The following is a 21,907-nucleotide window of genomic DNA, read 5'->3' as shown; positions in this document are numbered from 1 at the left end:
GGCATCGCCCATCGCTGACGGGGGCAAAGAGTCGACCGGATCTTCCATCTGTGCCTCTTGTTCGGCCGTCACTGGCAATCGGTTACATCCCGGCACCTGTATCGGCTAACGTCATCCGGTTGACCAGTAATCGAACGCGGGGAACCACATCGGGATGCCGGAGCAATATTTCTATCAGCCCGAACAGGGTCATGGCCTAGCCCATGATCCACTGAACGCGATCGTCGCGCCCCGGCCAATCGGCTGGATCAGCACGGTGAGCCCGACCGGCGTGCGCAATCTTGCGCCCTATTCCTTCTTCAACCTGTTCAGCTACCGCCCGCCGATCATCGGTTTCTCCTCGACCGGCTGGAAGGACAGCGTCGCCAATATCGAGGCGAGCGGCGAGTTCGTGTGGAATCTCGCCACCCGACCGCTGGCCGAGGCGATGAACGCCACCTCGGCGGCGGTGGCGGGTGACGAATTCGCGCTGGCCGGGCTGGAGACGGCACGGTCGCGCCTGGTCGCGCCGCCGCGCGTCGCGGCCAGCCCGGTGGCGTTCGAATGCCGCCTGACTCAGTTGTTGAGGCTCGAGAACAAGGACGGCGATGCGCTCGACCAATGGCTGGTGCTGGGTGAGGCGGTCGGGATCCATATCGATGCGGCATTGATCGACAATGGCGTCTATCAGACCGCCCGGGCACAACCGATCCTGCGCGGCGGCGGCGCGGGGGATTATTTCGAAATCACCGAAGCGCAATTGTTCCGGATGCGCCGGCCCGGCTGAACGCGGCCATAAGGCGCGCCGGTTCGATATCCACGCGGGCCGATAGGGGGAGAAAGAGGATTCACGCGGAGGCGCGGAGACGCAGAGAGTGGTTATGGTGACGTCAGGGCATTTTCGGAGAACAGCGCATCGGACGACGTGGCGTCATGATCGGCGCGAGAGCAGCGAGCATAACATCCCTGCGCCTCCACGCCTCCACGCCTCCGCGCGAACCTCGATCCTGCGCTGAGGGTAGCGATACGTGGCGGCTAGAGCGGTTTCGAGCTGGGTTGATCCACTACCCCCGTTCGCCCTGAGCCTGTCGAAGGGCACTTACAGCGCATGGGCTTCGACAGGCTCAGCCCGAACGGAGGGGGCGATTCCACCCAAGCCGAAGCCGCTCTAGCCGACCTTTGCACGCCGTCGAAGCGCACCGATTGTCCGAAAACCGAGCGCAACGAAATACACGATCGGGCAGATCATCAGCAAAAGCATTGCCGGAATAATCGCACGCGCGGACAATGGGTCCACATCCTGTTCGCCTGCCGCAAAGAGCATGAGATCAGTAGCGGCTAGAAAGATGGCGTAGATCGCCGGCGCCACGGCAAGATGCAGGATCCACCCGTGGCGCGATCGCTTTGCGAGCAGCCAGAAGGAAATGGCGCATGTCGCGGGACTGATCGTGACGACGATGTAACCGGCAAACCAGCAGGCAAACATCGATACCGATAGCCTTTCGTGGAAGAAGCCGATGATGCCGTTGGTCTGCGACCTCTCAATGAGGAGGTAGCATGCTGCTGTCGCAGCGACGCCAAGGCCGATCAGGTTCCGAGTCCGCATGCCGCCTCCCGTTGCTCGCCGACTCTCGCTACTCGGAAAAGGTCTCAACCATAAGCGCGCCAGAAGAACACGGCGGTGGTGATTGCCGTCACCAACAGAGTCCAGACCCGGATCACCGCCGGCGGCAGCACGCGCCCGAGCCGTGCGCCGAGATAACCACCAGCGACCGCACCCGCGAGCATCGGCAGGCACAGCAGCCAGCGCACCATGCCAGTGGCGACGAAGATGATCGTCGCCGCCGCATTGGCGGTGGCCAGCATCAAGGTGCGCGGCGCGGCCAGGCGATGCGGCTCCGCACCCGACAGCAATCCCCAGGTCGCGGTCATCATCAGGCCCACGCCACCACCGAAATACCCGCCATAGATGCCAAGCAATGCCTGCGCGCCGATCAGCGTCTTCGGTCCGATGCTGATCCGGTCGGCCAGCGCCGCCGCGCCGCGCTTGCCGAACGCCAGCGCGACGGTCGCGAGCAGCAACAGCCAGGGAATGACCACGTCGAACACCCGGGTCGGCGTCGCGACCAGCAACAGGCTGCCGGCGACGCCGCCGGCAAAGGTGATGCCGGTCAGCAGCCGGATCGACAGGCCCGACAACGGCTGCAGCCCGTCGCGATAGGCCCAGGCGCTGGCCATCGCGCCGGGCTGCAGCGCGACATTGCTGGTCGCATTGGCGATCGGCGAGGGCAGGCCAAGCGCGATCAGCGTCGGCATGGTCGCGAAGGTGCCGCCACCGGCGAGCGCGTTCATCGCGCCGCCGATCAGGCCGGCACCGGCGGCGAAGGCCAGGTCAGCGAGAATCACGGGTGAGCTACCCCTTCCATTCGCCCTGACCATGTCGAAGCTCGTCCTGAGCTTCGCCGAAAGGGGCGGTTCTTCTCACCAGCCTAGATAGAAAAAACCGTGCTTCGACAAGCCTGGCTCGAGCTTCGTCGAGAGGCTCGGCACGAATGGAGATGAGCTGAATCAGTTACCCGAGCGCGGCGAGCTTTTCCTCGGCCTGCCGGTCGAGTTCGGCGCGGCTCTTCTTTTCCGACGCGGTCTTGAGCTGGCCGCAGGCTGCATCGATGTCGCGTCCGCGCGGGGTGCGCACCGGCGCGGAAATGCCCGCCTCGAAGATGATGTTCGAAAAGCTTCGGATCCGCTCCGGCGTCGAACATTCGTACGGCGCGCCGGGCCAGGGATTGAACGGGATGAGATTGACCTTGGCGGGCAAGTCGTAATGCTTGATCAGCCGGACCAGCTCGCGCGCTTCGGCGTCGCTGTCATTCTTGTCCCTGAGCATGACATATTCGAACGTGATGCGCCGCGCATTGTTGGCACCGGGATAATCGGCACAGGCCTGAAGCAATTCCTCAATGCCGTATTTGCGGTTGATCGGCACGATCTCGTCGCGCACTTCCTTGGTCACGGCATGGAGCGAGACGGCGAGATTGACGCCGATCTCAGTCCCCGCGCGCGCCATCATCGGCACCACGCCCGAGGTCGACAGGGTGATGCGGCGCTTCGACAGCGCGATGCCGTCGCCGTCCATGATCAGCTTCAGCGCGTCGCGCACCGCATCGAAATTATACAGCGGCTCGCCCATGCCCATCATCACGATGTTGGTCAGCATGCGCCCCTCGGGCTGGCTTGGCCATTCGCCCAGGCCGTCGCGCGCCAGCATGACCTGGCCGACGATTTCGGCCGGGGTCAGGTTGCGCACCAACCGCATCGTGCCGGTATGGCAGAAGCGGCAATTGAGCGTGCAGCCGACCTGGCTCGACACGCACAAGGTGCCCCGATCGGCATCGGGGATGAACACCATCTCGTAATCCTGGCCATCGTCCGAGCGCAGCAGCCATTTGCGCGTGCCGTCGGTCGAGACCTGCGCCTCGACCACTTGCGGGCGGCTGATCACGAAGCGCTGCGCGAGCCAGGGCTGCATCGTCTTCGAGATATCGGTCATCAGCGCAAAGTCTGTGACGCCGCGATTATAGATCCAGTGCCACAGTTGCTTGGCGCGCAGCTTGGCCTGTTTCGGTTCGAGCTGCGACGTCTCCAGCGCCATGCGCAGGTCGAGCTTGGACAGGCCGAGCAAGTCGATTCGGCCATCGCTGCGCGGCACGAAGCTGCGCGGCACGGGCACGGGGTCGATGTGCCCGGGAATGGACATGAGGGTCGTCGCGGTGTTCGGCATGGCGGCGATGTAGTCGAAAACACCGGCAATTTCCAGCCTTGGCGCCGCTGCGCCGCAACGACCCCGCCGGGCCCTAGCGTGCGATGCAGCCCAGCGCCGTCAATGTCGCGCCCACCGCCCGGTCAAGCGGGGTGTGCGGCTCCGGCCCGATCGCCGCGATCAGGGCGGCATTGTCGAGCGCGACGGGGTGCTCCCAGAACGGCTTCATCTCGATCAGCTCGCGCATCGTCGGGTTGAACGGCGCGATCAGCGGCAACAGCATCCAGGGCAGGCGCGACGGCTTGAGGCCCGGCCGGCCCGCCGCACGGGCAATCGCCCGCGTGATCGCGGTGCCGTCGGCATCCCAGGTGCCGGCGAAATGATAGCGGGCAAGGTCGGGCAGCGACGCCTCCACGTCGAGCAGCCGGGCAAAGGCCTCGCCGACATCGGGCAGATAGGCCCAGGCATGGCCGGCACCGCGCTTGCCCGGATACAGGATCGACCGCACCGGCTGGCCCGGCTTGACCATGCCTTGCGAGAACCAGTTATTGCCGGGTCGCGGCCCGAAGAAATCGCCGGCGCGCAGGATGATCGCCCGCACACCCGATTCGGCGATACGCTGTTCCATCGCGACGCGGATCGCCCCCTTGCGGGTCGCGGCATGTTGTGGCGACTCAGGCAAGGCCACCGGCGTGGTGGCGGGATCATAATTGTAGATCGTGCCGGGCAAAGCGAGCCGTGCCCCGGTCGCCCGCGCGGCGGCGATGCTATTGTCGAGCATCGGCAGGACGAGTTTCGCCCAGTCACGATAGCCCGGCGGGTTGACCGCATGGACGATCGCGTCCGCGCCCTGCGCCGCCGCCATCACCGCGCTGGCATCGAGCGCATCGCCCTGCACCCACTCGATTCCATCGCTCGTCGCCGGCGCACGCCGGGCAAGCCCGCGCACCCGCCAGCCATGCGCCAGCAGCGCCCGTGCCGTCTCGCCGCCAACGCCACCCGTCGCACCCAGCACCAGAACAGTCTTCGTCATGATCGTCTCCATCGCGTGATGACGACGATATCGGCATGTGCATGGCTAAAATAAATTGCCTATCAATGATCATCGCCCTATCATAAAATGATGAGCATGGATTTTGCCGCCGAGGATGACTGGGAACGCCACCGCGCCTTTCTGGCAGTGCTGCGCGAAGGGAGTTTGGCGGGGGCGGCGCGATCGCTCGACCTGGCCCATCCGACCGTGCGGCGTAGAATCGCGGAGCTGGAACAGCGACTCGGCGTGACCCTGTTCACGCGCGCACCCGACGGGCTACGGCCGACCGATGTCGCACTGTCGCTACGCGATCCCGCCGAGGCAATGGCGCTCGCCGCGGCCGCCTTCACGCGCACCGCGCAAACCCGCTCCGGCGAGATTGCCGGCCTGGTCCGGGTCTCGGCCAGCGATATCATTGCGGTCGAAGTTCTGCCGCCGGTCATTGCCGAACTGCGTCGCAGCCACCCGGCGCTCAACATCGCGTTGTCGCCGAGCAACCGGAACGAGGACCTGCTGCGGCGCGAGGCCGATATCGCGGTGCGCATGGTCCGGCCGGCCCAGGATGCGCTGGTCGCGCGGTATATCGGCGCGATCGAGCTCGGCCTGCATGCGCGCGCCGAGGTGCTCGACGGGCACCGCTTTCCCGAAACGCTCGACGATGTGCGGGCGATCGGCCTGATCGGGGTCGAGACCGACAATGCGGTCCTGCGCGGCCTGCGCGCTCAGGGCATCACGCTCAGCTCGGCCGATTTCACCTTCCGCACCGACAGCGATCTGGCGCAGCTCACCGCGATTCGCGCCGGGGTCGGGATCGGCGTGTGCCAGGTGCCGCTCGCCGCGCGCCCGCCGCATCCACCCCTGATCCGCGTGCTGCCCGAGATATTCAGCGTCGATCTCGATACCTGGGTGGTGATGCATGAGGATCTGCGGACTTCGGCTCCGGTCCGCGCGGCCTTCGACGCGCTGGTCGTCGGGCTGAACGCCTATCTCGCGCAGCCGAGCGACGCGGCATCGATTGCGGTCGCCGCGCCGCGCAACGCGTAGACATCGGCGAACGGCGCGCCGCCCTTGCTCAGCGTCTCGACGCTCATGCTGCGCCCCGACCGGATCGCGGCGACCACCGCGGCATCGGTGCGCTTGTCCGGCGCCCAGGCATCGGCATTGCCGGCGACCAGCGCGAAGCGGCGCTCGCCGACCGACAGCGTCACACGCGCGCGCGGATCGCGCTCACGGCTGAGGCGGATGTGCAGTTGATTGCGCGCGCCCTGCCCCGGCCAGGTGGCGATGCTCGCAAATGGCCGCCAGCGCGCCGCACCGCCCGCCTGGACCGGCTGGGCGATGGCATAGCAGCGCCGCGGCGAGGGGTCGCTGAACGCGCCCCAGCGATCGAAGATGCCAAGCGATTCGCGCGCACCGGCCTGAGCCGGCACCGGGCCGGCCACCAATGTGAGGAGAAGCAGCGCGCGCTTCATGCCGGCGCGTGACCGGTGCCGAGATGGACGATCGTCTCGACCCCTTGCTCGATCATCGTCACCGACCCTTGCGGCAATCCCGGCAACGCCGGCGCGCCGAACCCGGCGATCCGCGCCGCGCCGGTCATCACGCCCCGCATCACCCGGCTCGAGATACCGTGCATGATCACCAGCCGGTCGCCCGGATCGCGGCTGGTTTCGTCGAGCCAGCCGCCGACTCGCGCGGCGATTTCGGGATAATGTTCGCCATCGGGCGCGGAGATCAGCAAGCCCGAAGCGCGATCGAACACCGGCCCGACCTCGGCGATGACATCGGCATAATAGCGCCCGCCCCAGCCGCCCATGCCGATCTCGACCAGGCGCGAATCGGTTCGCGCGCCGTGCCAGTCGAGTTCGAGATGCTCGGCGATCACCGCCAAGGTCTGCAGCGCACGGCCGGTCGGCGACGCCCATAAGGACAGCGCCGGCTTCGCCCCCAGTGCGGCGCGCAAGGCCCGGCCCATTTCGTCCGCCTGGGCGAATCCGGCCCGGGTCAGGGGGGTATGCGGGTGATCGCCCTGCAATCTTTGCGCGGCGTTGAACACGGTTTCGCCGTGCCGCGCGACAAAGTCGCGACCCGATCGCCGGGAGAATGGTGCTGCCTTGGAATTCATCGCCCGCCATTCAACCCCGTGTGGCGCAAAAGCAACGCTTTTCCGTGTTTATCTGAGGTTCATGCAAGTCCGAAAGAGAGCGCCTATCTGAGCACTCCCGCCCGGGTTTTTGGACGGGAAGACCAATGGAGTATGGTAATGCGTAAGTTAGTTCTCACCGCCGCCGCCAGCGCGCTGGCACTCGGTATCGCTGCCCCCGCTTTTGCTCAGGACGGGCCTGCCGAGACCTTCACCGGCCCCCGCGTCGGCGTGATCCTGGGCTATGACAAGCTTCAGCCGGGTCGCGGACCCGATTCGGACATCGACAGCAAGCACAAGGCCGACGGCCTGCTTTATGGCGGCGATATCGGTTATGACGTGGCGCTTGGCAGCCTGGTCATCGGCGCCGAAGGCGAAGTGACCGGATCGACCTCGAAGGCTTCCAACAACCCGATCAACGCGGCAGCGCTGGGTTATGGCCGGGTCAAGGCGGGTCGCGACCTGTATGCCGGCGTGCGCGTCGGTTTCCGCGCGACGCCAAGCACGCTGATCTATGCCAAGGGCGGCTACACCAACGCCCGGCTCGACCTGACCGCGAACAACGGTACGGTCACCACCGGTCAGCACTTCAACCTTGACGGTTACCGTCTGGGCGCCGGTGTCGAGCAGGCACTGACCGCCAAGACCTATGCGAAGATCGAATATCGCTATTCGAACTACAGCAAGGCGCGGTTTGAATATGCCAATGGCGCCAACACCAACAACTTCGATGTTGATACCGACCGGCATCAGATCGCAGTGGGCGTCGGCTTCCGCTTCTGAACCGGCCCGCCCGGCTTCGGGCGGTTTCCACCAAAGTCGATCAGATCGAACCCTCCCGCCCCCTCTTTTCGAGGGGGCGGGAAGAACTCAGGGAGTTCCAGTTATGCGTAAACTCGTTCTCGCTGCCGCGGCCAGTGCGCTGGCGTTCGGTATCGCTGCCCCCGCTTTGGCCCAGGACGGGCCGCCCGCCGAGGCCCCCTTCACGGGTCCGCGCGTCGAGGCGCTGGTCGGCTATGACAAAATCAATGCCGGTTCGGACATCGGATCGAGCGACGGCGTCGCCTATGGCGGCGCGATCGGGTACGATATGCAGTTCGGCCGTGCGATCGTCGGCATCGAAGGCGAGCTCACCGGCACGACCACCGATGCGCGCGCCGAAAATTTGCTTGTCGCGGGCGACCGGCTGCGGCTTGACGCGGGCCGCGATCTCTATGTCGGCGGACGCGTCGGCATCGCCATTTCGCCGCTCGCCCTCGGTTATGTGAAGGCTGGCTATACCAACGCCCGGCTCAACGCCCGCTACCGGAACGGCAATACCACGGTCGAGGACAGCGACAATCTCGACGGATATCGGCTCGGCGCCGGTCTGGAATACAAGGTCGGTCCGACCACCTATATCAAGGGCGAGTATCGCTATTCGCACTATGGCGAGCTGGCCGGCTACGACGTGGATGTCGATCGGCATCAGTTTCTGGCGGGCGTCGGCGTCCGCTTCTGAGAGTCTGTTCGAAACTCGCGAAAGAGCGCGTTTCGAAGGCGGTACCAGCCCGCGCCCCCTCCCGGCCATCCACGGCATATCCGGAATGGGTGGCCGGCAGGCAGGAGGAGCGGGCCAGTACCGCCAAAATGCGCCCCGGCGCATTTTCAAACGGACTCTGAGGAAAACGCCCTGTTTCAGGCAGTAAAAGGGGTCGGAGCGCTTGCTCCGGCCCCTTTTATCGTTAAGGAATAGACTCGGCTAATTGCCCCCGGCTCTGAACGCTCGGTGGGAAGGAAATTGGGCGGCGGCCCGGGGGATTTACGATGAAGGCGACGATCGAACGCGCGACTCTGTTGAAGGGCCTCAGCCACGTCCAGTCGGTGGTCGAGCGGCGCAACACCATTCCGATCCTGTCCAACGTCCTGATCGAGGCGACCGCCGAAGGCGGGCTCAAGCTGATGGCGACCGACCTCGACCTGCAGATCAACGAGACAGTGGCGGCGGCGGTCGATCAGCCCGGCGCGACCACCGTATCGGCGCACACCCTGTTCGACATTGCGCGCAAGCTGCCCGAAGGCAGCCAGGTCAGCCTTGCCGCCGCCGAGGGCAAGCTGACGATCATGGCGGGCCGGGCCAAATTCCAGCTCGGCACGCTGCCGCGCGACGATTTCCCGGTGATCGCCGAAGGGGAGTTGCCGGTCAGCTTCGAGCTGCCCGCCGAAACGCTGAAGCAAATCATCGACAAGACCCGCTTCGCGATCTCGACCGAGGAAACGCGTTACTATCTCAACGGCATCTTCTGGCACGTATCGGACGACCCGCTGCCGGTGCTGAAGGCGGCCGCGACCGATGGCCACCGCCTCGCCCGCGTCACCATGCCGCGCCCGGACGGCGCCGAGAGCATGCCCGACGTGATCATTCCGCGGAAGTGCATCGCCGAACTGCGCAAATTGCTCGAGGAAATCGACGGCTCGGTCGGCGTCTCGCTGTCCCCGACCAAGATTCGCTTCGACCTCGGCCAGGCGCTGCTGACGTCGAAGCTGATCGATGGCACTTTCCCCGATTACAGCCGCGTCATCCCGACCGGCAACGACAAGATCCTCAAGATCGACCCGCGCAGCTTCGAAGAAGGCGTCGATCGCGTCTCGACCATCGCGACGGAGAAGACCCGCGCGGTGAAGATGGCGCTCGACCGCGACAAGATCACCCTGTCGGTGACCAGCCCGGAAAACGGCACCGCCGCGGAAGAAGTCCCGGGCGAATATGCCGCGACCAGCTTCGAGATCGGCTTCAACAGCCGCTATCTGCTCGACATTCTCGGCCAGCTGCACGGTGACACGATCGAGGTTCACCTCGCCGACGCCGCCGCTCCCACGCTGATTCGCGAAAATGACAAGTCGTCGGCACTGTACGTATTGATGCCGATGCGGGTGTGAGTTGGTGCACAATGCCCGGCTGGCGACGATAAGGCGTTTCTGCTCGACCATTTTCCAAAGGCAGCCCCTTTCTCCGGCGGTTTCAGCCGGTGGTGCGGCAATCGTCTTTTTCCTGTTTGCGCTTGCCCTGCGCAGTCCGCAATTCGGCAATCCCGTTGTCCAGATCGACGACCAATTCTATCTGCTGGTCGGCGACCGGATCTGGCATGGCGCGGTGCCCTATCTCGACATCTGGGACCGAAAGCCGATTGGCCTGTTCCTGATCTATGCGGCGATCCGATCGCTCGGCGGCGACGGGGTTATCCAATATCAGATCGTGGCGACGCTTTTCGCGGTCGTCACCGCGATGGTCATCCGTCGCATCGCGCTGCGTATCGCAACGCCGTTCGGTGCGCTGGGGGCGGGTCTTGTCTATCTCGCGGCGCTTGGCGTGTTCGGAGGCGATGCCGGACAATCACCGGTTTTCTACAATCTGTTCGTGGCATGTGCGGCGCTTGCGACCGTCCGCGCGGTCGAACGCGGGATGATAAGCCGCTCCGCGCATATCTGTGCCGCCGCGGCGATGCTGTTGATGGGCGTCGCCATCCAGATAAAATACACCGCCTTATTTGAGGGCGGCTATTTCGGGCTCATCCTGGTCTGGGCCGCGTGGCGTGCCGGCACCGCGCCGCTTCGGCTGTTGCCGCTTGCCGTTGGCTGGATCGCGCTTGCCGTTACGCCGACCCTGGCGGTGTGGATCGCATATGCGGTTGCGGGGCATGGCGAAGCCTTTGTCTTTGCCAATTTCACCTCGGTTTTCCTGCGCCAGGGTGACCCGGCGGGCGATGTCATCAAGCGAGTGTGGAAGATCAGCATTCGCCTCCTGCCCTTGGCGGCGGCGGCAGTCATTGGTTTAAGCTGGCGCTCCCGCCCAGGCGTGGTCGAGGCAAATCCGCTGCTCATCGTCCGCGGCTGGCTGATCACCGCCATTCTCGCCTTCGCTGCCTTTGGCACCTATTTCGATCATTATGCACTCCCCATGCTCGCGCCCCTCGCCGTCGGGGCCGCGCGGCTTCTTGGACCGGCGGGGCAATCCTCGCGCAGGAAATCATGGCCCGCGCTTGCGCTTGCTTTCCTGCTGATCTTCTTCTCCGGCCTTACCTTCAGCACGATCGCCGAAAATCAATACAGGCGCGGAAACGGGCAGCAGGTGCGGCAAATGGCCGCGTCCATTGCCCCCCGGCTGGCCGGCTGCCTGTACGTTTATGACGGCGAACCGGCATTGTACTCCTTGACCGGATCCTGCCTGCCGTCGCGATGGTCCTTTCCCGACCATCTCAACAACATGCATGAGGATGGCGCGATCGGGATCGATACGCTGGCGGAAACTCAAGCCATCATGGCTCGCGCTCCACGCATCGTGGTGTCGAGCGCAGCACCGATCGTCACGACCAATATGCGCACCTGGGCCTTTCTACAGGAGAGGTTGCGGCGCGATTATCGCCGCATTGCGACCTGGCAAGTGGGACGGCAGACGCGGGTCGTTTATGAACGGCGTGGGGTCGTTGACCAATCAGCCGTGCAATCGCGCGGCGGCGCGACGAATTGACAGATGGAAACCGGCCCACCCAGGCGGTGAGCGCGACGTGTCAGTATTGACGCAGGATCGGATGAGGCATGAGCGTGAGGGATGGGGTGCCCGTTGACGAGTTCCTGGTGGCGAATCGACCAATGAAGGACGCGCTCCGCCGGGCCGAGGCGGCTATGGGGTCACCGGGCCTATGGGGCGGCATGCTGCTGCTGCTGGCGGCACTGGCGATCCGCGCCATACAATTCGGCAATCCGGTGATCGATTTCGACGAGCAATTCTATTTGCTGGTGGGCGACCGGATTCTGCACGGGGCGGTGCCATTCGTCGATATCTGGGATCGCAAGCCGGTTGGCTTGTACCTGATCTACAGCGGTGCGCGCCTGCTCGGTGGAGACGGCGTGATCGCCTATCAATTACTCGCCACCGCAGTCGCCGCCGGCACGGCATGGCTGATTGCGCGCATCGCCGGGCGGATTGCGCCTGCGCCCGGTGGCATCGTCGCCGGCCTGATCTATTTGATCTTCCTGTCCGCAAATGGCGGCGATGGCGGGCAGGCTCCGGTATTCTACAACGCATTGACCGCGCTCGCCGGGCTGGGTGTGGTGCGCGTGATTGAGCGCCCGCACTTCGATCGCTGGTCCTTCGCGACAGGATGCGCCGTCATGGCGATCCTGGGCGTCGCGATTCAAGTCAAATATACCGTGGTGTTCGAAGGCATATTCTTCGGCCTCGCGTTGATGATCACCGCTTATCGCAAGGGATGTCCGCCGGTCCTGGTCCTCGGCGCCACAGCCATATGGGTCATGCTCGCGCTTCTCCCCACCGGGACCGCATTTCTATGGTATTGGTGGCATGGCGATAGCGACGCGTTCATGTTCGCCAATTTTCAATCGGTGTTCATGCGCGTATCATCGACGGGAGATGATCTGAGCCGGAGAGTGCGGCGCATCCTCGTCCGCACGGTGCCGATGGCACTCCCGGCGATCGCCGCCTGTCTGTACGCCCGCAAGGCTCGCAACGAAAACGGCACGCAGGATGTCCAGCGTTTCGTGACGTGCTGGGTGATCGTCGCACTGGCGGCAGTGATTGGGTTCGGCACCTATCATAACCACTACGCATTGCCGCTGCTCCTGCCGCTCGCCATAGCCGGCGCGCATTTCTATTCCCGCTGGTTCTTCACCATCCGCTGGCCGAGATCGCGCCGGACGCTGGTCATCCCCGTCGCCGCGCTGGTGGCGCTGGCCGGCATTTTGCTGGCCTGGCATGATATTTCGCGCACGCGCCGGTATCGCGGCACGGCCGAGCCGACCTATGCCGCCGCCAATTTCATGAAATCGCGGATGAAGGGCTGCATCTTCGTCTTCAACGGCGACCCGATATTCTATCAGCTGACGCAAAGCTGTTTGCCGACACCTTTCGTCTTCACCACGTTGCTGAGCGAAACCCGCGACGCGGAGACGCTCGGCATCGATCCGATGCAGGAACTCAGGCGCGTGATGGCGAGCCATCCCCAGTTCGTCGTGACGCATGACGGATTTCCGTTCAGCGAAGCGAAGCCGGATGCCTGGGCTTATATGAAGACGGTACTCGATCGCGATTACCGCCTGGTGCGACGCTGGCATACCGGGTCAAAGTACCGGCTGATTTATCAGCGGCGCGATGACGGGAGTGATCCGACAGGCGCCAGACATTGAATTCGACGCCGGCAGCCGCGCCACGCCGCCGGACATTCCCGACCCGTTGCGCGAGAACATGATCGAGGCCCATCCCGACGACGCGGCAGCGCCGGGAATGTCCACTCTCCGGTACGTTACGAGCTGATGCCGTTGCGGTGGTGACGCGTCAGCCGATTCGGCGTTCGATGACCAATCGGCGCGGCGGATTGATATAGGGAAACAGCCATGGCCCCTGCAGCACCGTAACCTGCCGCCATTGTCCGGGCCCGGGCGGCTTGACGATGAAGCGAACCTGCAATGCGCCGATCGGCGTCGGAGCGCCACTGATCTGCGCCTGACGGCCGGCCAGAATGGCGGGAAACGCCATCCGCTTGGCGTCCTCGCGCGCGATGTGCAGCACGATATCAGGATGCTGCTTCAACCAGGGCAAAATCAGTTCCGCGTCCTGCGGACGATAGGGTGACAGCAGGATGGTCAGCGTGCCGGTAAAAATGCCCAGCGCGAGCATGATGCGCCGAATAAGTCGCGCCTTGCGCTCCTCCATCGGCTGCCCGGCGATCAGGGCCACCGCCAGTGTCGCGGCATAGACGGCGAACAGATAATAGCGCGGTTGCGGCCGGATCGTCAGCAGCCAGGTGACCGTGACGTAACAAGCGAGCGCAATGCCGAACAGCCAGGGCGCGGCGCGCGCCGCCAGCGTATTCGGCAACGGGCGGGTCGACCGCGCCCACCACAGCACCAGCCAGGCAAGGAACACCAGAGCGAATGTGGGCGCCGCCAGAAAGTTAAGGATCGGATCAATCGTCCAATGGATCACCACTGGCCCGACCGGCACCCAGCGCGACGCGAGATCCAGATTGAGATAGCTGCGCCCGTGATAGATGCCGCCGATCAGATGCGCGCTGTAAATGCCGGTGTGCGACTGATCGACCATCAAACGGTAGAACGGCTTACCGGTCAGTGCCCATAACCACACCGTATCGATGGCGATCACCGGCACGAAGCCGAGCGCGAAGGCGAGAATCGTCGACCGCCGCGCATGGCCGCGCAGCCAGGCATAGCCATAGACGAGCAACAGGCAGGCGGACGTCTCGCGCGTCAGCAGCGCCAGCGCGAGCGCCGCGCCGGACAGCGACATCAGCGCGACACCACGGCGCCCGCCGTCACGCCCTTCCCAGAAGGCCCATAGCGAGATCGCCCCGAACGCCAGTTCGACGATCTCCGGCCCGGCATTGGTCGCGGCGATGTGAAACACGGGCATGGTGAGCGCAATGGCCAGCCAGATCAGCGCGCTGCGCAAACCCGCGACGCGCGTGACGAACACGGTCGTGACGGCAAACAGCAAATCGCCAAACAGCCGGGGCACCAGTTGCAGCGCGTCCATCGTGATGCCGTAGTGGCGGAACGATGCGACGATCGCGATGATCAGCGGATGGCGCAACGACCAATGCGTGGTCCCGGCATGCGGGCCGTGGATGATCCATTGCAACGCCGTCTCGAGATAACGCTGTTCGTCCGACGAGCCGCCGAAATAGCCGGTCGGACGCAGCCGGAACGACAAATCGGCGAGCACGAACGCGGCCAGTGCCAAAACTGCGAGATGAGAGAGTCGCGTGACGCGGGAGTTGGAGGGCAGCAGCGTGATTTCCAGCATGGGACCGGTGGTGATTTGACCACCCGTACATTTTTTCCGGCTCCTGACTAGGCTTGGCCCGTCAGACCGGCCCTTGACAGTCGCAGTGGCAGATCTTACTAACACTCTTGTCAGTAAGGATCGAATCGATGGCAAAACTTCCTCCCTTCCCCGGCACGACCGGTCGCCGCGACTGGCGGACCGCGTTCGACGCAATCCGCAAGCTGCTTTCCAATGGAGACGACACCACTCAGGTTTTCCGCATTATGCGCGCGCTGAACGTCGGCAATGCGCCGATGAACTATGCGCGCTTCATCGCCACCGAAGAGGGTGGCCGGATGGCCTATGAGCGGATCGAACTGGCGCAGCGTTTCACCGACCAGGCGTTCGTCGCGAGCTTCGCACCGGGCACGGTCGGCGCTGCCTATCGCCATTTCCTCGAGACCACTGGCTATTCGGCCGATGGCCTGGCCGAGATCAGCAAGATCAACCGCGAAGAGGATATGCCGCACCCCTATGCCTGGTTCGGGCGGCGGGTGCGCGATACGCACGACATCTGGCACGTCCTGACCGGCTATCAGGCCGATGAAAGCCTGGGTGAAGCCGCGCTGGTGGCCTTTTCCTATGCCCAGGTCGGCGGGCTCGGCTGGGCGTTCATCGGTGGCGCCGCCGCACTCAAGAGCCTCAAGGTGACCGGCAATACGCTGTTCGCCAAGGCCGTGTGGGAAGGCTATCGCAATGGCCGCAAGGCGAAATGGATTTCCGGCGAGGATTATCTCAAGCTGCTGCACGAGCCGATCGATGCGGCGCGGGCGCGGCTCAACATCGTGACGCCGACCGCATATCTGCGCGCGCAACGCGAACTTGGCGCCGAGATGGCCTCCTATCTCAGCGCGCCGAAGACCGGCAAGCCAGTCGCCGAGCCGGAGCGGATCGCCGCCTGACGACTTGTCCGGGAAGTCGCCCTCTCACGGCTTCCCGGACAAACTCTGCTCAGAGTCTGTTTGAAAATGCGCTGAAGGCGCATTTGGCGGTGCCAGCCCGCTCCCCCTCCCGGCCACCCACAGCGTATCCTGAATGGGTGGCCGGGAGGGGGAGCGGGCTGGCACCGCCTCTAAAATTCGCTCTTTCGCGAATTTTCAAACAAACTCTCAATCGCGCTCGGGCACCGGCACGTTGAAGCCGTTGAGCGTCATCGACACCAGCGCGTAAAGGCCGACGAGATAAATCAGTTCGTTGGCGCCGTGCTGGCCGAAAGTATCGACGGCAAGCCGATAGCATGGCTCGGGCAATACCCCGCCATTGACCAGCGCGAATGCCACATCATAGGCGACGCTTTCAGTATCGCTGAGATCGACCGGCTTGATGTTGGCGCAGAGTTCTGAAAGGCGCCTGGCCGGCATCTTTTCGCGCTCGGCGACGGCGATATGCGCATAAATCTCATAGGCCGCATCGAAATGCGCACCAGTGACCAGGATCGCGACCTGTCGCGCTGTGTCGGGCAGGGTCGCCTGCATCGACATCGCCTTGGTCAGATCCCATACCGCCTTGCCGATCACCGGTTCGTGCAGCCACGGATTCCACGGGCCGATCAGCGCACCATCTGAATCCACGGTCTTGAAATCATTGAAGTTGGACGCAATTCCCGCCTTCATATCTTCGTAAAGCGGCTTTTGGGCATCGGTCAGATCGGCGGGCGGGATGAGCGGCAGGCGCATGAAAATCTCCAGCTGTTTCAGGGAAGACAGATCGCGATTCCCGCGCGATGCCGCCGGAGCGATCGACGCGGGTTTTCGTTCCATCGGTCCGCTTGCGAAAATCGCAACCGACGATTGCGTTTCGCGCTAAGGCATTGGGCGATCATGCTCGCTCGCCTCGTCCTGACCGATTTTCGCAACCATGCCGATACCGTGATCGCGCCAGGGCCGGGCTTCGTCGTGCTGACCGGCGAGAATGGCGCGGGCAAGACCAATGTGCTCGAAGCGGTATCGCTGCTCGCCCCGGGTCGCGGGCTGCGCCGCGCGCCGCTGGGTGAAATGGCGCGACAGGGCGGACCCGGCGGCTTCGGCGTTGCCGCCGATCTCCGTTCTGCCGGTGACGGCGACATCCAGATTGCGACCGGCACTCAGCCCGCCGCCCCCGAGCGCCGCATCGTTCGTGTCCAGGGCGCCCCTACTGCCGCGACGGCGCTGTCGGAGTGGCTTGCGATCCTGTGGCTGACCCCGGCGATGGATCGCCTGTTCGTCGAACCGGCGAGCGAGCGCCGCCGCTTTCTCGACCGGTTGACCCTCGCACTCAACGCCGGCCATGCAGTGCACAGCAACCGCTACGAAGCGGCGATGCGCGCGCGCAACCGACTGCTCGCCGAGGAAAGCCCGCCCGATCCCGATTGGCTGAGCGCGCTCGAAGCACAGATGGCCGAGCATGGCGCAGCGATCGATCTGGCGCGGCGCGACACCGTCGCTTTGCTTGGCATCACGCTGGCCGATCAGCCCGAGGGTCCCTTTGCGCGCGCGGGGCTCGCGCTGGAGGGCTGGACCGGCGGCGGGGACACGCTTGCCGTCGATCTCGCCCGTGGACGCGCCCGTGACGCCGCCGCCGCGCGCGCCCTTGCCGGCCCGCACCGCACCGACCTTGCCGTCACGCATCTCGGCAAAGGCCAGGCCGCCGCGCTTTGTTCGACCGGCGAGCAAAAGGCGCTGCTGCTTGGCCTGATCCTCGCGCATGCCGATCTCGTTGCCGCGCGCACCGGGCTTGCGCCGATCCTGCTGCTCGACGAAGTCGCGGCGCATCTCGATCCGGTGCGCCGTGCCGCGCTGTTCGAGCGCCTCACGGGCACGGGACAGGTGTGGATGACGGGGACCGAAGATGCGCTGTTCGCCGCGCTCGGTCCCGACGCGTTTCGCATGACGCTGGGCGGCGACGCTCGCTGAACCCAGCCTTTCGGCGCAACTCACGCGCCGTTCAAGCGCCTCCTGCCATCTGAGCCGCATCGGCGGGGGCCAGGAGACGAATGATGACCAAGTTGAACAAGCCGATAATCACCATCGCCGCTGCAGCCGTCGCGCTGATTGCCGGCGCCAGCCCTGCTTTCGCCCAGGACCGCTGGGATTGGGGCGGCGGGCGTCATGGCGACCGCGAATACCGCCTGATCGGCGCCGGCGTGCCGATCCTCTATCCCGAACTGCGCGGGACCAATCGCGGTCGCGCCTTTGTCATGCGCAATTTCGATTTCAATCGCGATGGCCGCGTCAATCCGCGCGAAGCCGAGGCCGCCAACCGCGCCTTTGCCAGCGTCGCCGGCCCACGCCGCGACCGGTTCGACTGGGATCGCCGCGACCATGTCGTGGTGATCGAGGAGCGCGGCCATTGGGACCGTGGCGCGATGCGCGGCTACGGATTCCGCCAGACCGCGCGCGGCGCGACGCTGCGATTGCAGGAAGACGTGCTGTTCAAGACCGACAGCGCGGTGCTGCGCCCGGGCGCGATCGACAAATTGCGACCGCTTGCCGATTATCTCCGCTCGGAACGCGGCGTGCGCGTCGCGATCGACGGCTATACCGATTCGCGCGGCACCGATGCGCATAACCAGGACTTGTCGGAGCGTCGCGCCGACAGCGTGCGCGCCGCGTTCGACGACATGGGCGTGACGCGTGCTCGCTTCTCGGTGGTCGGACATGGCGAGGCCGATCCGGTCGCGACCAACGCCACCCCAGCCGGCATGCGCCAGAATCGCCGGGTCGAAGTGACCCTGCTTGGCCAGCGTGCGGCCAGATTCAGCAATATCGATTAAAATCAACGAGTACCGGTTATCCGTTTTGATCGATCGGTATCCCGGCGAATTGCAACGAATCAAGTCACGGAACTTCCGCACTTCGGGGTTCGTTACGTCGTCGCATGAGAATTTCTGGAGAAGAGTTATGCGTAACTATTCGATGATGACACGCGCACTATGCATATCAGTGTTGCTACTTTCAACCGCCACGCCTGCTTTTGCTCGTGGCAAGACCGATCGCGCTCATGAAGCGATCGCCGCAGCCAAGGCGAAAGTCGATGCGGCGAACAAGCTGGGCGCGTCGGGCGAGGTGCCCCGCCTTCAGGCTCAGGCGCAAGCCGCGCTGCGCAGCGCCGAGGAAGACCTTGCCGCCAAGCGCAAGGATCAGGCGATCGCCGAGGCCAATCGCGCTTCCGAGCTTGCCGATACGGCGATCGGGCTGTCCGAGCGCAACCGCAACGAAACGGTGAATGCCGAACGCGCCGCGGCGGCCGATGCACAACAGGAGGCCGCAGCCGCCAATGCCCGCGCCCAGGCCGCGCAACAGGACGCCAATGCCGCCGCAGCGGATGCCGCTGCCGCACGCGCTGCGCCCGCGCCGACCCCGATCGTGATCGCGCCTGCGCCGCCCGCGCCGACCACCACGACGGTCACCACCGAAACGGTCAAGAGCCCCGCGGCAACGACCGTGGCACGCAAGAAAGTCACCGTACGCAAGCCCGTCCGCCACGTCGTGAAGCGCGCGGGCGCGACCGAGAAGACCACCACAACGGTGACGACCAAGACTGAATAGAAGTCTGTTTGAAAATGCGCCGAAAGCGCATTCGGCGGCCTGATCCCGCGCATCCCGGCGATGCCGGGCGCAGGCCGCCATTTTGCTTCCGTTTCCGAGAGTGAATCCCTATATACTCGGTATGGCAGAAGACCCCAACAAGAACGACTATGGCGCTGACTCGATCAAGGTCCTGAAGGGCCTCGACGCAGTGCGTAAACGCCCCGGCATGTATATCGGCGATACCGATGACGGTTCCGGCCTCCACCATATGGTGTTCGAGGTCAGCGACAATGCGATCGACGAGGCATTGGCCGGTCATTGCGACCGGATCGACATCACGCTCAACCCCGACGGATCGGTGTCGGTCGAGGATAATGGCCGCGGCATTCCGACCGGCATCCATAGCGAAGAAGGCGTGTCGGCGGCCGAGGTCATCATGACTCAGCTCCATGCCGGCGGTAAGTTCGAGAACACCTCCGACGACAATGCCTATAAGGTGTCCGGCGGACTGCACGGCGTCGGCGTGTCGGTGGTCAATGCGCTGAGCGAATGGCTCGACCTGACGATCTGGCGCGACAATGAAGAGCATTATATGCGCTTCGCCTTTGGCGATGCGGTCGCGCCGCTGAAGGTGGTCGGCTCCGCCAACGGCAAGAAGGGCACCAAGGTCACCTTCTTCCCCTCGCCAGCCACCTTCAAGATCACCGAATTCGATTTCGAGAAGCTCGAGCATCGCTATCGCGAGCTGGCCTTCCTCAATTCGGGCGTGCGCCTGTTCCTCAACGACGCGCGGCACGAGGAATTGAAGGCGGTTGAACTCTATTATGAGGGCGGCATTGCCGCGTTCGTGAAATATCTCGACCGCAACAAGGTCGCGCTGATGCCCGATCCGGTCGCCATCTCCGGCACCCGCGACGATGTCACGATCGACGTCGCGCTGGAGTGGAACGACAGCTATTACGAGAACGTCCTCGCCTTCACCAACAACATCCCGCAGCGCGACGGCGGCACGCACATGGCCGCATTCCGCGCGGCGATGACGCGCACGCTGAACAATTATGCCGAGAAATCGGGTCTCCTGAAAAAGGAGAAGGTCACGCTGACCGGCGACGATATGCGCGAAGGCCTGACCGCGATCGTCTCGGTCAAGCTGCCCGATCCGAAGTTCAGCAGCCAGACCAAGGACAAGCTCGTCTCGTCCGAAGTGCGTCAGCCGCTCGAAAGCCTGATGGCCGACAAGCTGGCCGAATGGCTCGAGGAGAATCCGGCGCACGGCAAGGCCATCGTCGCCAAGATCATCGACGCCGCGGCGGCACGCGAAGCCGCCAAGAAGGCGCGCGAGCTGACCCGGCGCAAGGGCGTGATGGACATCGCGTCGCTGCCCGGCAAGCTGGCCGATTGCCAGGAGCGTGATCCGGCCAAGTCGGAACTGTTCCTGGTCGAGGGTGACTCGGCCGGCGGCTCGGCGAAACAGGGCCGCGACCGGCATTTCCAGGCGATCCTGCCGCTTCGCGGCAAGATCCTCAACGTCGAGCGCGCGCGGTTCGACCGCATGCTGTCAAGCCGCGAAATCGGCACCTTGATCCAGGCGATGGGCACTGGCATCGGCCGCGACGATTTCAAGATCGAGAAGCTGCGCTACCACAAGATCGTCATCATGACCGACGCGGACGTGGACGGCGCGCATATCCGCACGCTGCTGCTGACCTTCTTCTACCGCCAGATGCCGGAGATCATCACCGGCGGGTACCTCTACATCGCCCAGCCGCCGCTCTACAAAGCGACGCGTGGGCGCAGCGAAGTGTACCTCAAGGACGACAACGCGCTCGACGAATATCTGGTCGAGAATGGCGTTGCCGCGACAATGCTCGACGGCGCCGCCGGCGGCACGCGCTCGGGCGCCGATCTGCGTAGCCTGGTCGATCATGCGCGGCGCATGCGCACGCTGATGCGCTATGTGCCGCGGCGTTACGACGCGACGATGGTCGAAGCGCTGGCGATGGGCGGCGCGTTCGACCCGAACGCCGCGCGCGACGACCGCCTCGCCACCGTGACCGTGGTGACGGCGGGGCTCAACGCCGCCGACCCCGAGGCACGCTGGTCAGTGCGCCTGACTGACGATGGCGGCATTCATTTCGAGCGCATCTGGCGCGGCGTGACCGACCATCACATCATCGAGGCGGCGTTCATCGGTTCAGCCGAAGCGCGCAAGCTTCATGCGCTGGCGGTCGAACAAGCCGAATCCTATGAACAGACCGCCAAGCTCGTCTCGAACAAGGCCGCAGCCGCGCAAGCCGAAGCAGAGGCCGCGAGCGAAACCGATGAGGATGACGACGCACCGCCGGCCGCGCTGGGCAAGGGCGAGACGATGGTCGCACGGCCGAGCCAGTTGCTCGATGCGATCCTGCTCGCCGGGCGCAAGGGCCTGTCGATCCAGCGCTACAAGGGCTTGGGCGAGATGAACGCCGATCAGCTGTGGGAAACCACGCTCGATCCGCAAGTCCGCTCGATGCTTCGTGTCGAAGTCGACCAGGCCGATGTCGCCGACGAGATTTTCACCCGGTTGATGGGTGACGTGGTCGAACCGCGCCGCGAATTCATCCAGGAGAATGCGCTCAGCGTCGCCAATCTCGACGTCTGAGTC

The 21,907-nt window shown here is 64.6% G+C and carries 20 protein-coding genes; 12 read left to right on the top strand and 8 right to left on the bottom strand.

All coding sequences use genetic code 11. The features are described 5' to 3' along the window. The first annotated feature begins 154 nt into the window (after positions 1–154). Positions 155–766 carry a flavin reductase family protein gene (locus tag OO12_RS25955; RefSeq protein WP_034161600.1) on the top strand — a complete coding sequence of 204 codons (612 nt, stop codon included), beginning with the start codon at positions 155–157 and terminating at the stop codon, positions 764–766. 381 nt (positions 767–1,147) lie between these two features. Here the strand turns inward: OO12_RS25955 and OO12_RS25950 are convergent, their stop codons facing one another. From OO12_RS25950 to OO12_RS25935, 4 genes are all read right to left on the bottom strand, one after another. Further along, entirely contained in the window at positions 1,148–1,585 is a 438-nt protein-coding gene (locus OO12_RS25950) for a hypothetical protein (protein ID WP_034161599.1), read from the bottom strand. A gap of 44 nt (positions 1,586–1,629) precedes the next feature. Beyond that, complete coding sequence (locus tag OO12_RS25945) at positions 1,630–2,385, bottom strand: sulfite exporter TauE/SafE family protein (RefSeq protein ID WP_034161598.1); 756 nt, start codon at positions 2,383–2,385, stop codon at positions 1,630–1,632. 166 nt (positions 2,386–2,551) lie between these two features. After that, on the bottom strand, positions 2,552–3,760 hold the full coding sequence (gene rlmN / locus OO12_RS25940) for a 23S rRNA (adenine(2503)-C(2))-methyltransferase RlmN (RefSeq protein WP_034161597.1): 1,209 nt from the start codon (positions 3,758–3,760) through the stop codon (positions 2,552–2,554). A 73-nt stretch (positions 3,761–3,833) separates the two neighbouring features. Next, a complete protein-coding gene (locus tag OO12_RS25935) occupies positions 3,834–4,772 on the bottom strand; it encodes an NAD-dependent epimerase/dehydratase family protein (protein WP_235365019.1) in 939 nt (312 codons plus the stop codon). 90 nt (positions 4,773–4,862) lie between these two features. On the opposite strand from OO12_RS25935, the gene OO12_RS25930 reads away from it, so the two are divergent. Beyond that, positions 4,863–5,816, top strand: coding sequence for a LysR family transcriptional regulator (locus OO12_RS25930; protein ID WP_034161608.1), 954 nt, complete (start codon positions 4,863–4,865; stop codon positions 5,814–5,816). On the opposite strand, the gene OO12_RS25925 is transcribed toward OO12_RS25930, so the two are convergent. Then, the gene (locus OO12_RS25925) at positions 5,756–6,244 is read right to left on the bottom strand and encodes a hypothetical protein (RefSeq protein ID WP_034161595.1); all 489 of its coding nucleotides are present in this window, start codon (positions 6,242–6,244) and stop codon (positions 5,756–5,758) included. The two genes, OO12_RS25930 and OO12_RS25925, sit on opposite strands and share 61 nt — an antisense overlap. Continuing rightward, on the bottom strand, positions 6,241–6,897 hold the full coding sequence (locus OO12_RS25920) for a histidine phosphatase family protein (RefSeq protein WP_034161594.1): 657 nt from the start codon (positions 6,895–6,897) through the stop codon (positions 6,241–6,243). Before OO12_RS25920 ends, OO12_RS25925 begins: the two co-directional genes overlap by 4 nt. 138 nt (positions 6,898–7,035) lie before the next feature. Here OO12_RS25920 and OO12_RS25915 point away from each other — a divergent pair, with 138 nt between their 5' ends. The 5 genes from OO12_RS25915 to OO12_RS25895 all read left to right on the top strand — a co-directional run bounded on the left by OO12_RS25915 (position 7,036) and on the right by OO12_RS25895 (position 13,098). Then, a complete protein-coding gene (locus OO12_RS25915; protein ID WP_034161593.1) occupies positions 7,036–7,698 on the top strand; it encodes an outer membrane protein in 663 nt (220 codons plus the stop codon). A gap of 103 nt (positions 7,699–7,801) precedes the next feature. Beyond that, positions 7,802–8,416 carry an outer membrane protein gene (locus tag OO12_RS25910; protein ID WP_034161592.1) on the top strand — a complete coding sequence of 205 codons (615 nt, stop codon included), beginning with the start codon at positions 7,802–7,804 and terminating at the stop codon, positions 8,414–8,416. Positions 8,417–8,721: 305 nt separating this feature from the next. Next, positions 8,722–9,834, top strand: coding sequence for a DNA polymerase III subunit beta (dnaN, locus tag OO12_RS25905; RefSeq protein WP_034161591.1), 1,113 nt, complete (start codon positions 8,722–8,724; stop codon positions 9,832–9,834). 4 nt (positions 9,835–9,838) lie between these two features. Beyond that, complete coding sequence (locus tag OO12_RS25900) at positions 9,839–11,422, top strand: ArnT family glycosyltransferase (protein WP_152616675.1); 1,584 nt, start codon at positions 9,839–9,841, stop codon at positions 11,420–11,422. A 122-nt stretch (positions 11,423–11,544) separates the two neighbouring features. Beyond that, positions 11,545–13,098: a glycosyltransferase family 39 protein gene (locus OO12_RS25895; protein WP_034161590.1), complete on the top strand. Its 1,554-nt coding sequence runs from the start codon at positions 11,545–11,547 to the stop codon at positions 13,096–13,098. A 148-nt stretch (positions 13,099–13,246) separates the two neighbouring features. On the opposite strand, the gene OO12_RS25890 is transcribed toward OO12_RS25895, so the two are convergent. Continuing rightward, on the bottom strand, positions 13,247–14,734 hold the full coding sequence (locus OO12_RS25890) for a glycosyltransferase family 39 protein (RefSeq protein WP_034161589.1): 1,488 nt from the start codon (positions 14,732–14,734) through the stop codon (positions 13,247–13,249). A gap of 128 nt (positions 14,735–14,862) precedes the next feature. Between OO12_RS25890 and OO12_RS25885 the strand changes: the two genes are divergently transcribed. Beyond that, positions 14,863–15,657, top strand: a complete 795-nt coding sequence (locus tag OO12_RS25885) for a Coq4 family protein (RefSeq protein ID WP_034161588.1) — start codon at positions 14,863–14,865, stop codon at positions 15,655–15,657. Positions 15,658–15,864: 207 nt separating this feature from the next. Here the strand turns inward: OO12_RS25885 and OO12_RS25880 are convergent, their stop codons facing one another. Further along, entirely contained in the window at positions 15,865–16,431 is a 567-nt protein-coding gene (locus OO12_RS25880) for a carboxymuconolactone decarboxylase family protein (protein ID WP_034161606.1), read from the bottom strand. A 144-nt stretch (positions 16,432–16,575) separates the two neighbouring features. On the opposite strand from OO12_RS25880, the gene recF reads away from it, so the two are divergent. From recF to gyrB, 4 genes are all read left to right on the top strand, one after another. Further along, positions 16,576–17,646 (top strand): DNA replication/repair protein RecF, encoded by a 1,071-nt coding sequence (gene recF / locus OO12_RS25875; RefSeq protein ID WP_034161587.1) that lies wholly within the window; start codon positions 16,576–16,578, stop codon positions 17,644–17,646. 83 nt (positions 17,647–17,729) lie between these two features. Further along, entirely contained in the window at positions 17,730–18,506 is a 777-nt protein-coding gene (locus OO12_RS25870) for an OmpA family protein (RefSeq protein WP_034161605.1), read from the top strand. Positions 18,507–18,633: 127 nt separating this feature from the next. After that, positions 18,634–19,281: a hypothetical protein gene (locus OO12_RS25865; protein WP_034161586.1), complete on the top strand. Its 648-nt coding sequence runs from the start codon at positions 18,634–18,636 to the stop codon at positions 19,279–19,281. A 121-nt stretch (positions 19,282–19,402) separates the two neighbouring features. After that, positions 19,403–21,904 (top strand): DNA topoisomerase (ATP-hydrolyzing) subunit B, encoded by a 2,502-nt coding sequence (gene gyrB / locus OO12_RS25860; protein WP_034161585.1) that lies wholly within the window; start codon positions 19,403–19,405, stop codon positions 21,902–21,904. Positions 21,905–21,907 lie beyond the last annotated feature (3 nt).

Origin of the sequence: Sphingomonas sp. ERG5, assembly GCF_000803065.1 — a bacterium.
Taxonomy (GTDB): domain Bacteria; phylum Pseudomonadota; class Alphaproteobacteria; order Sphingomonadales; family Sphingomonadaceae; genus Sphingomonas.
The sequence above is the reverse complement of the archived record's forward strand: the minus strand, read 5'-3'. Positions and strand labels throughout refer to the sequence as shown.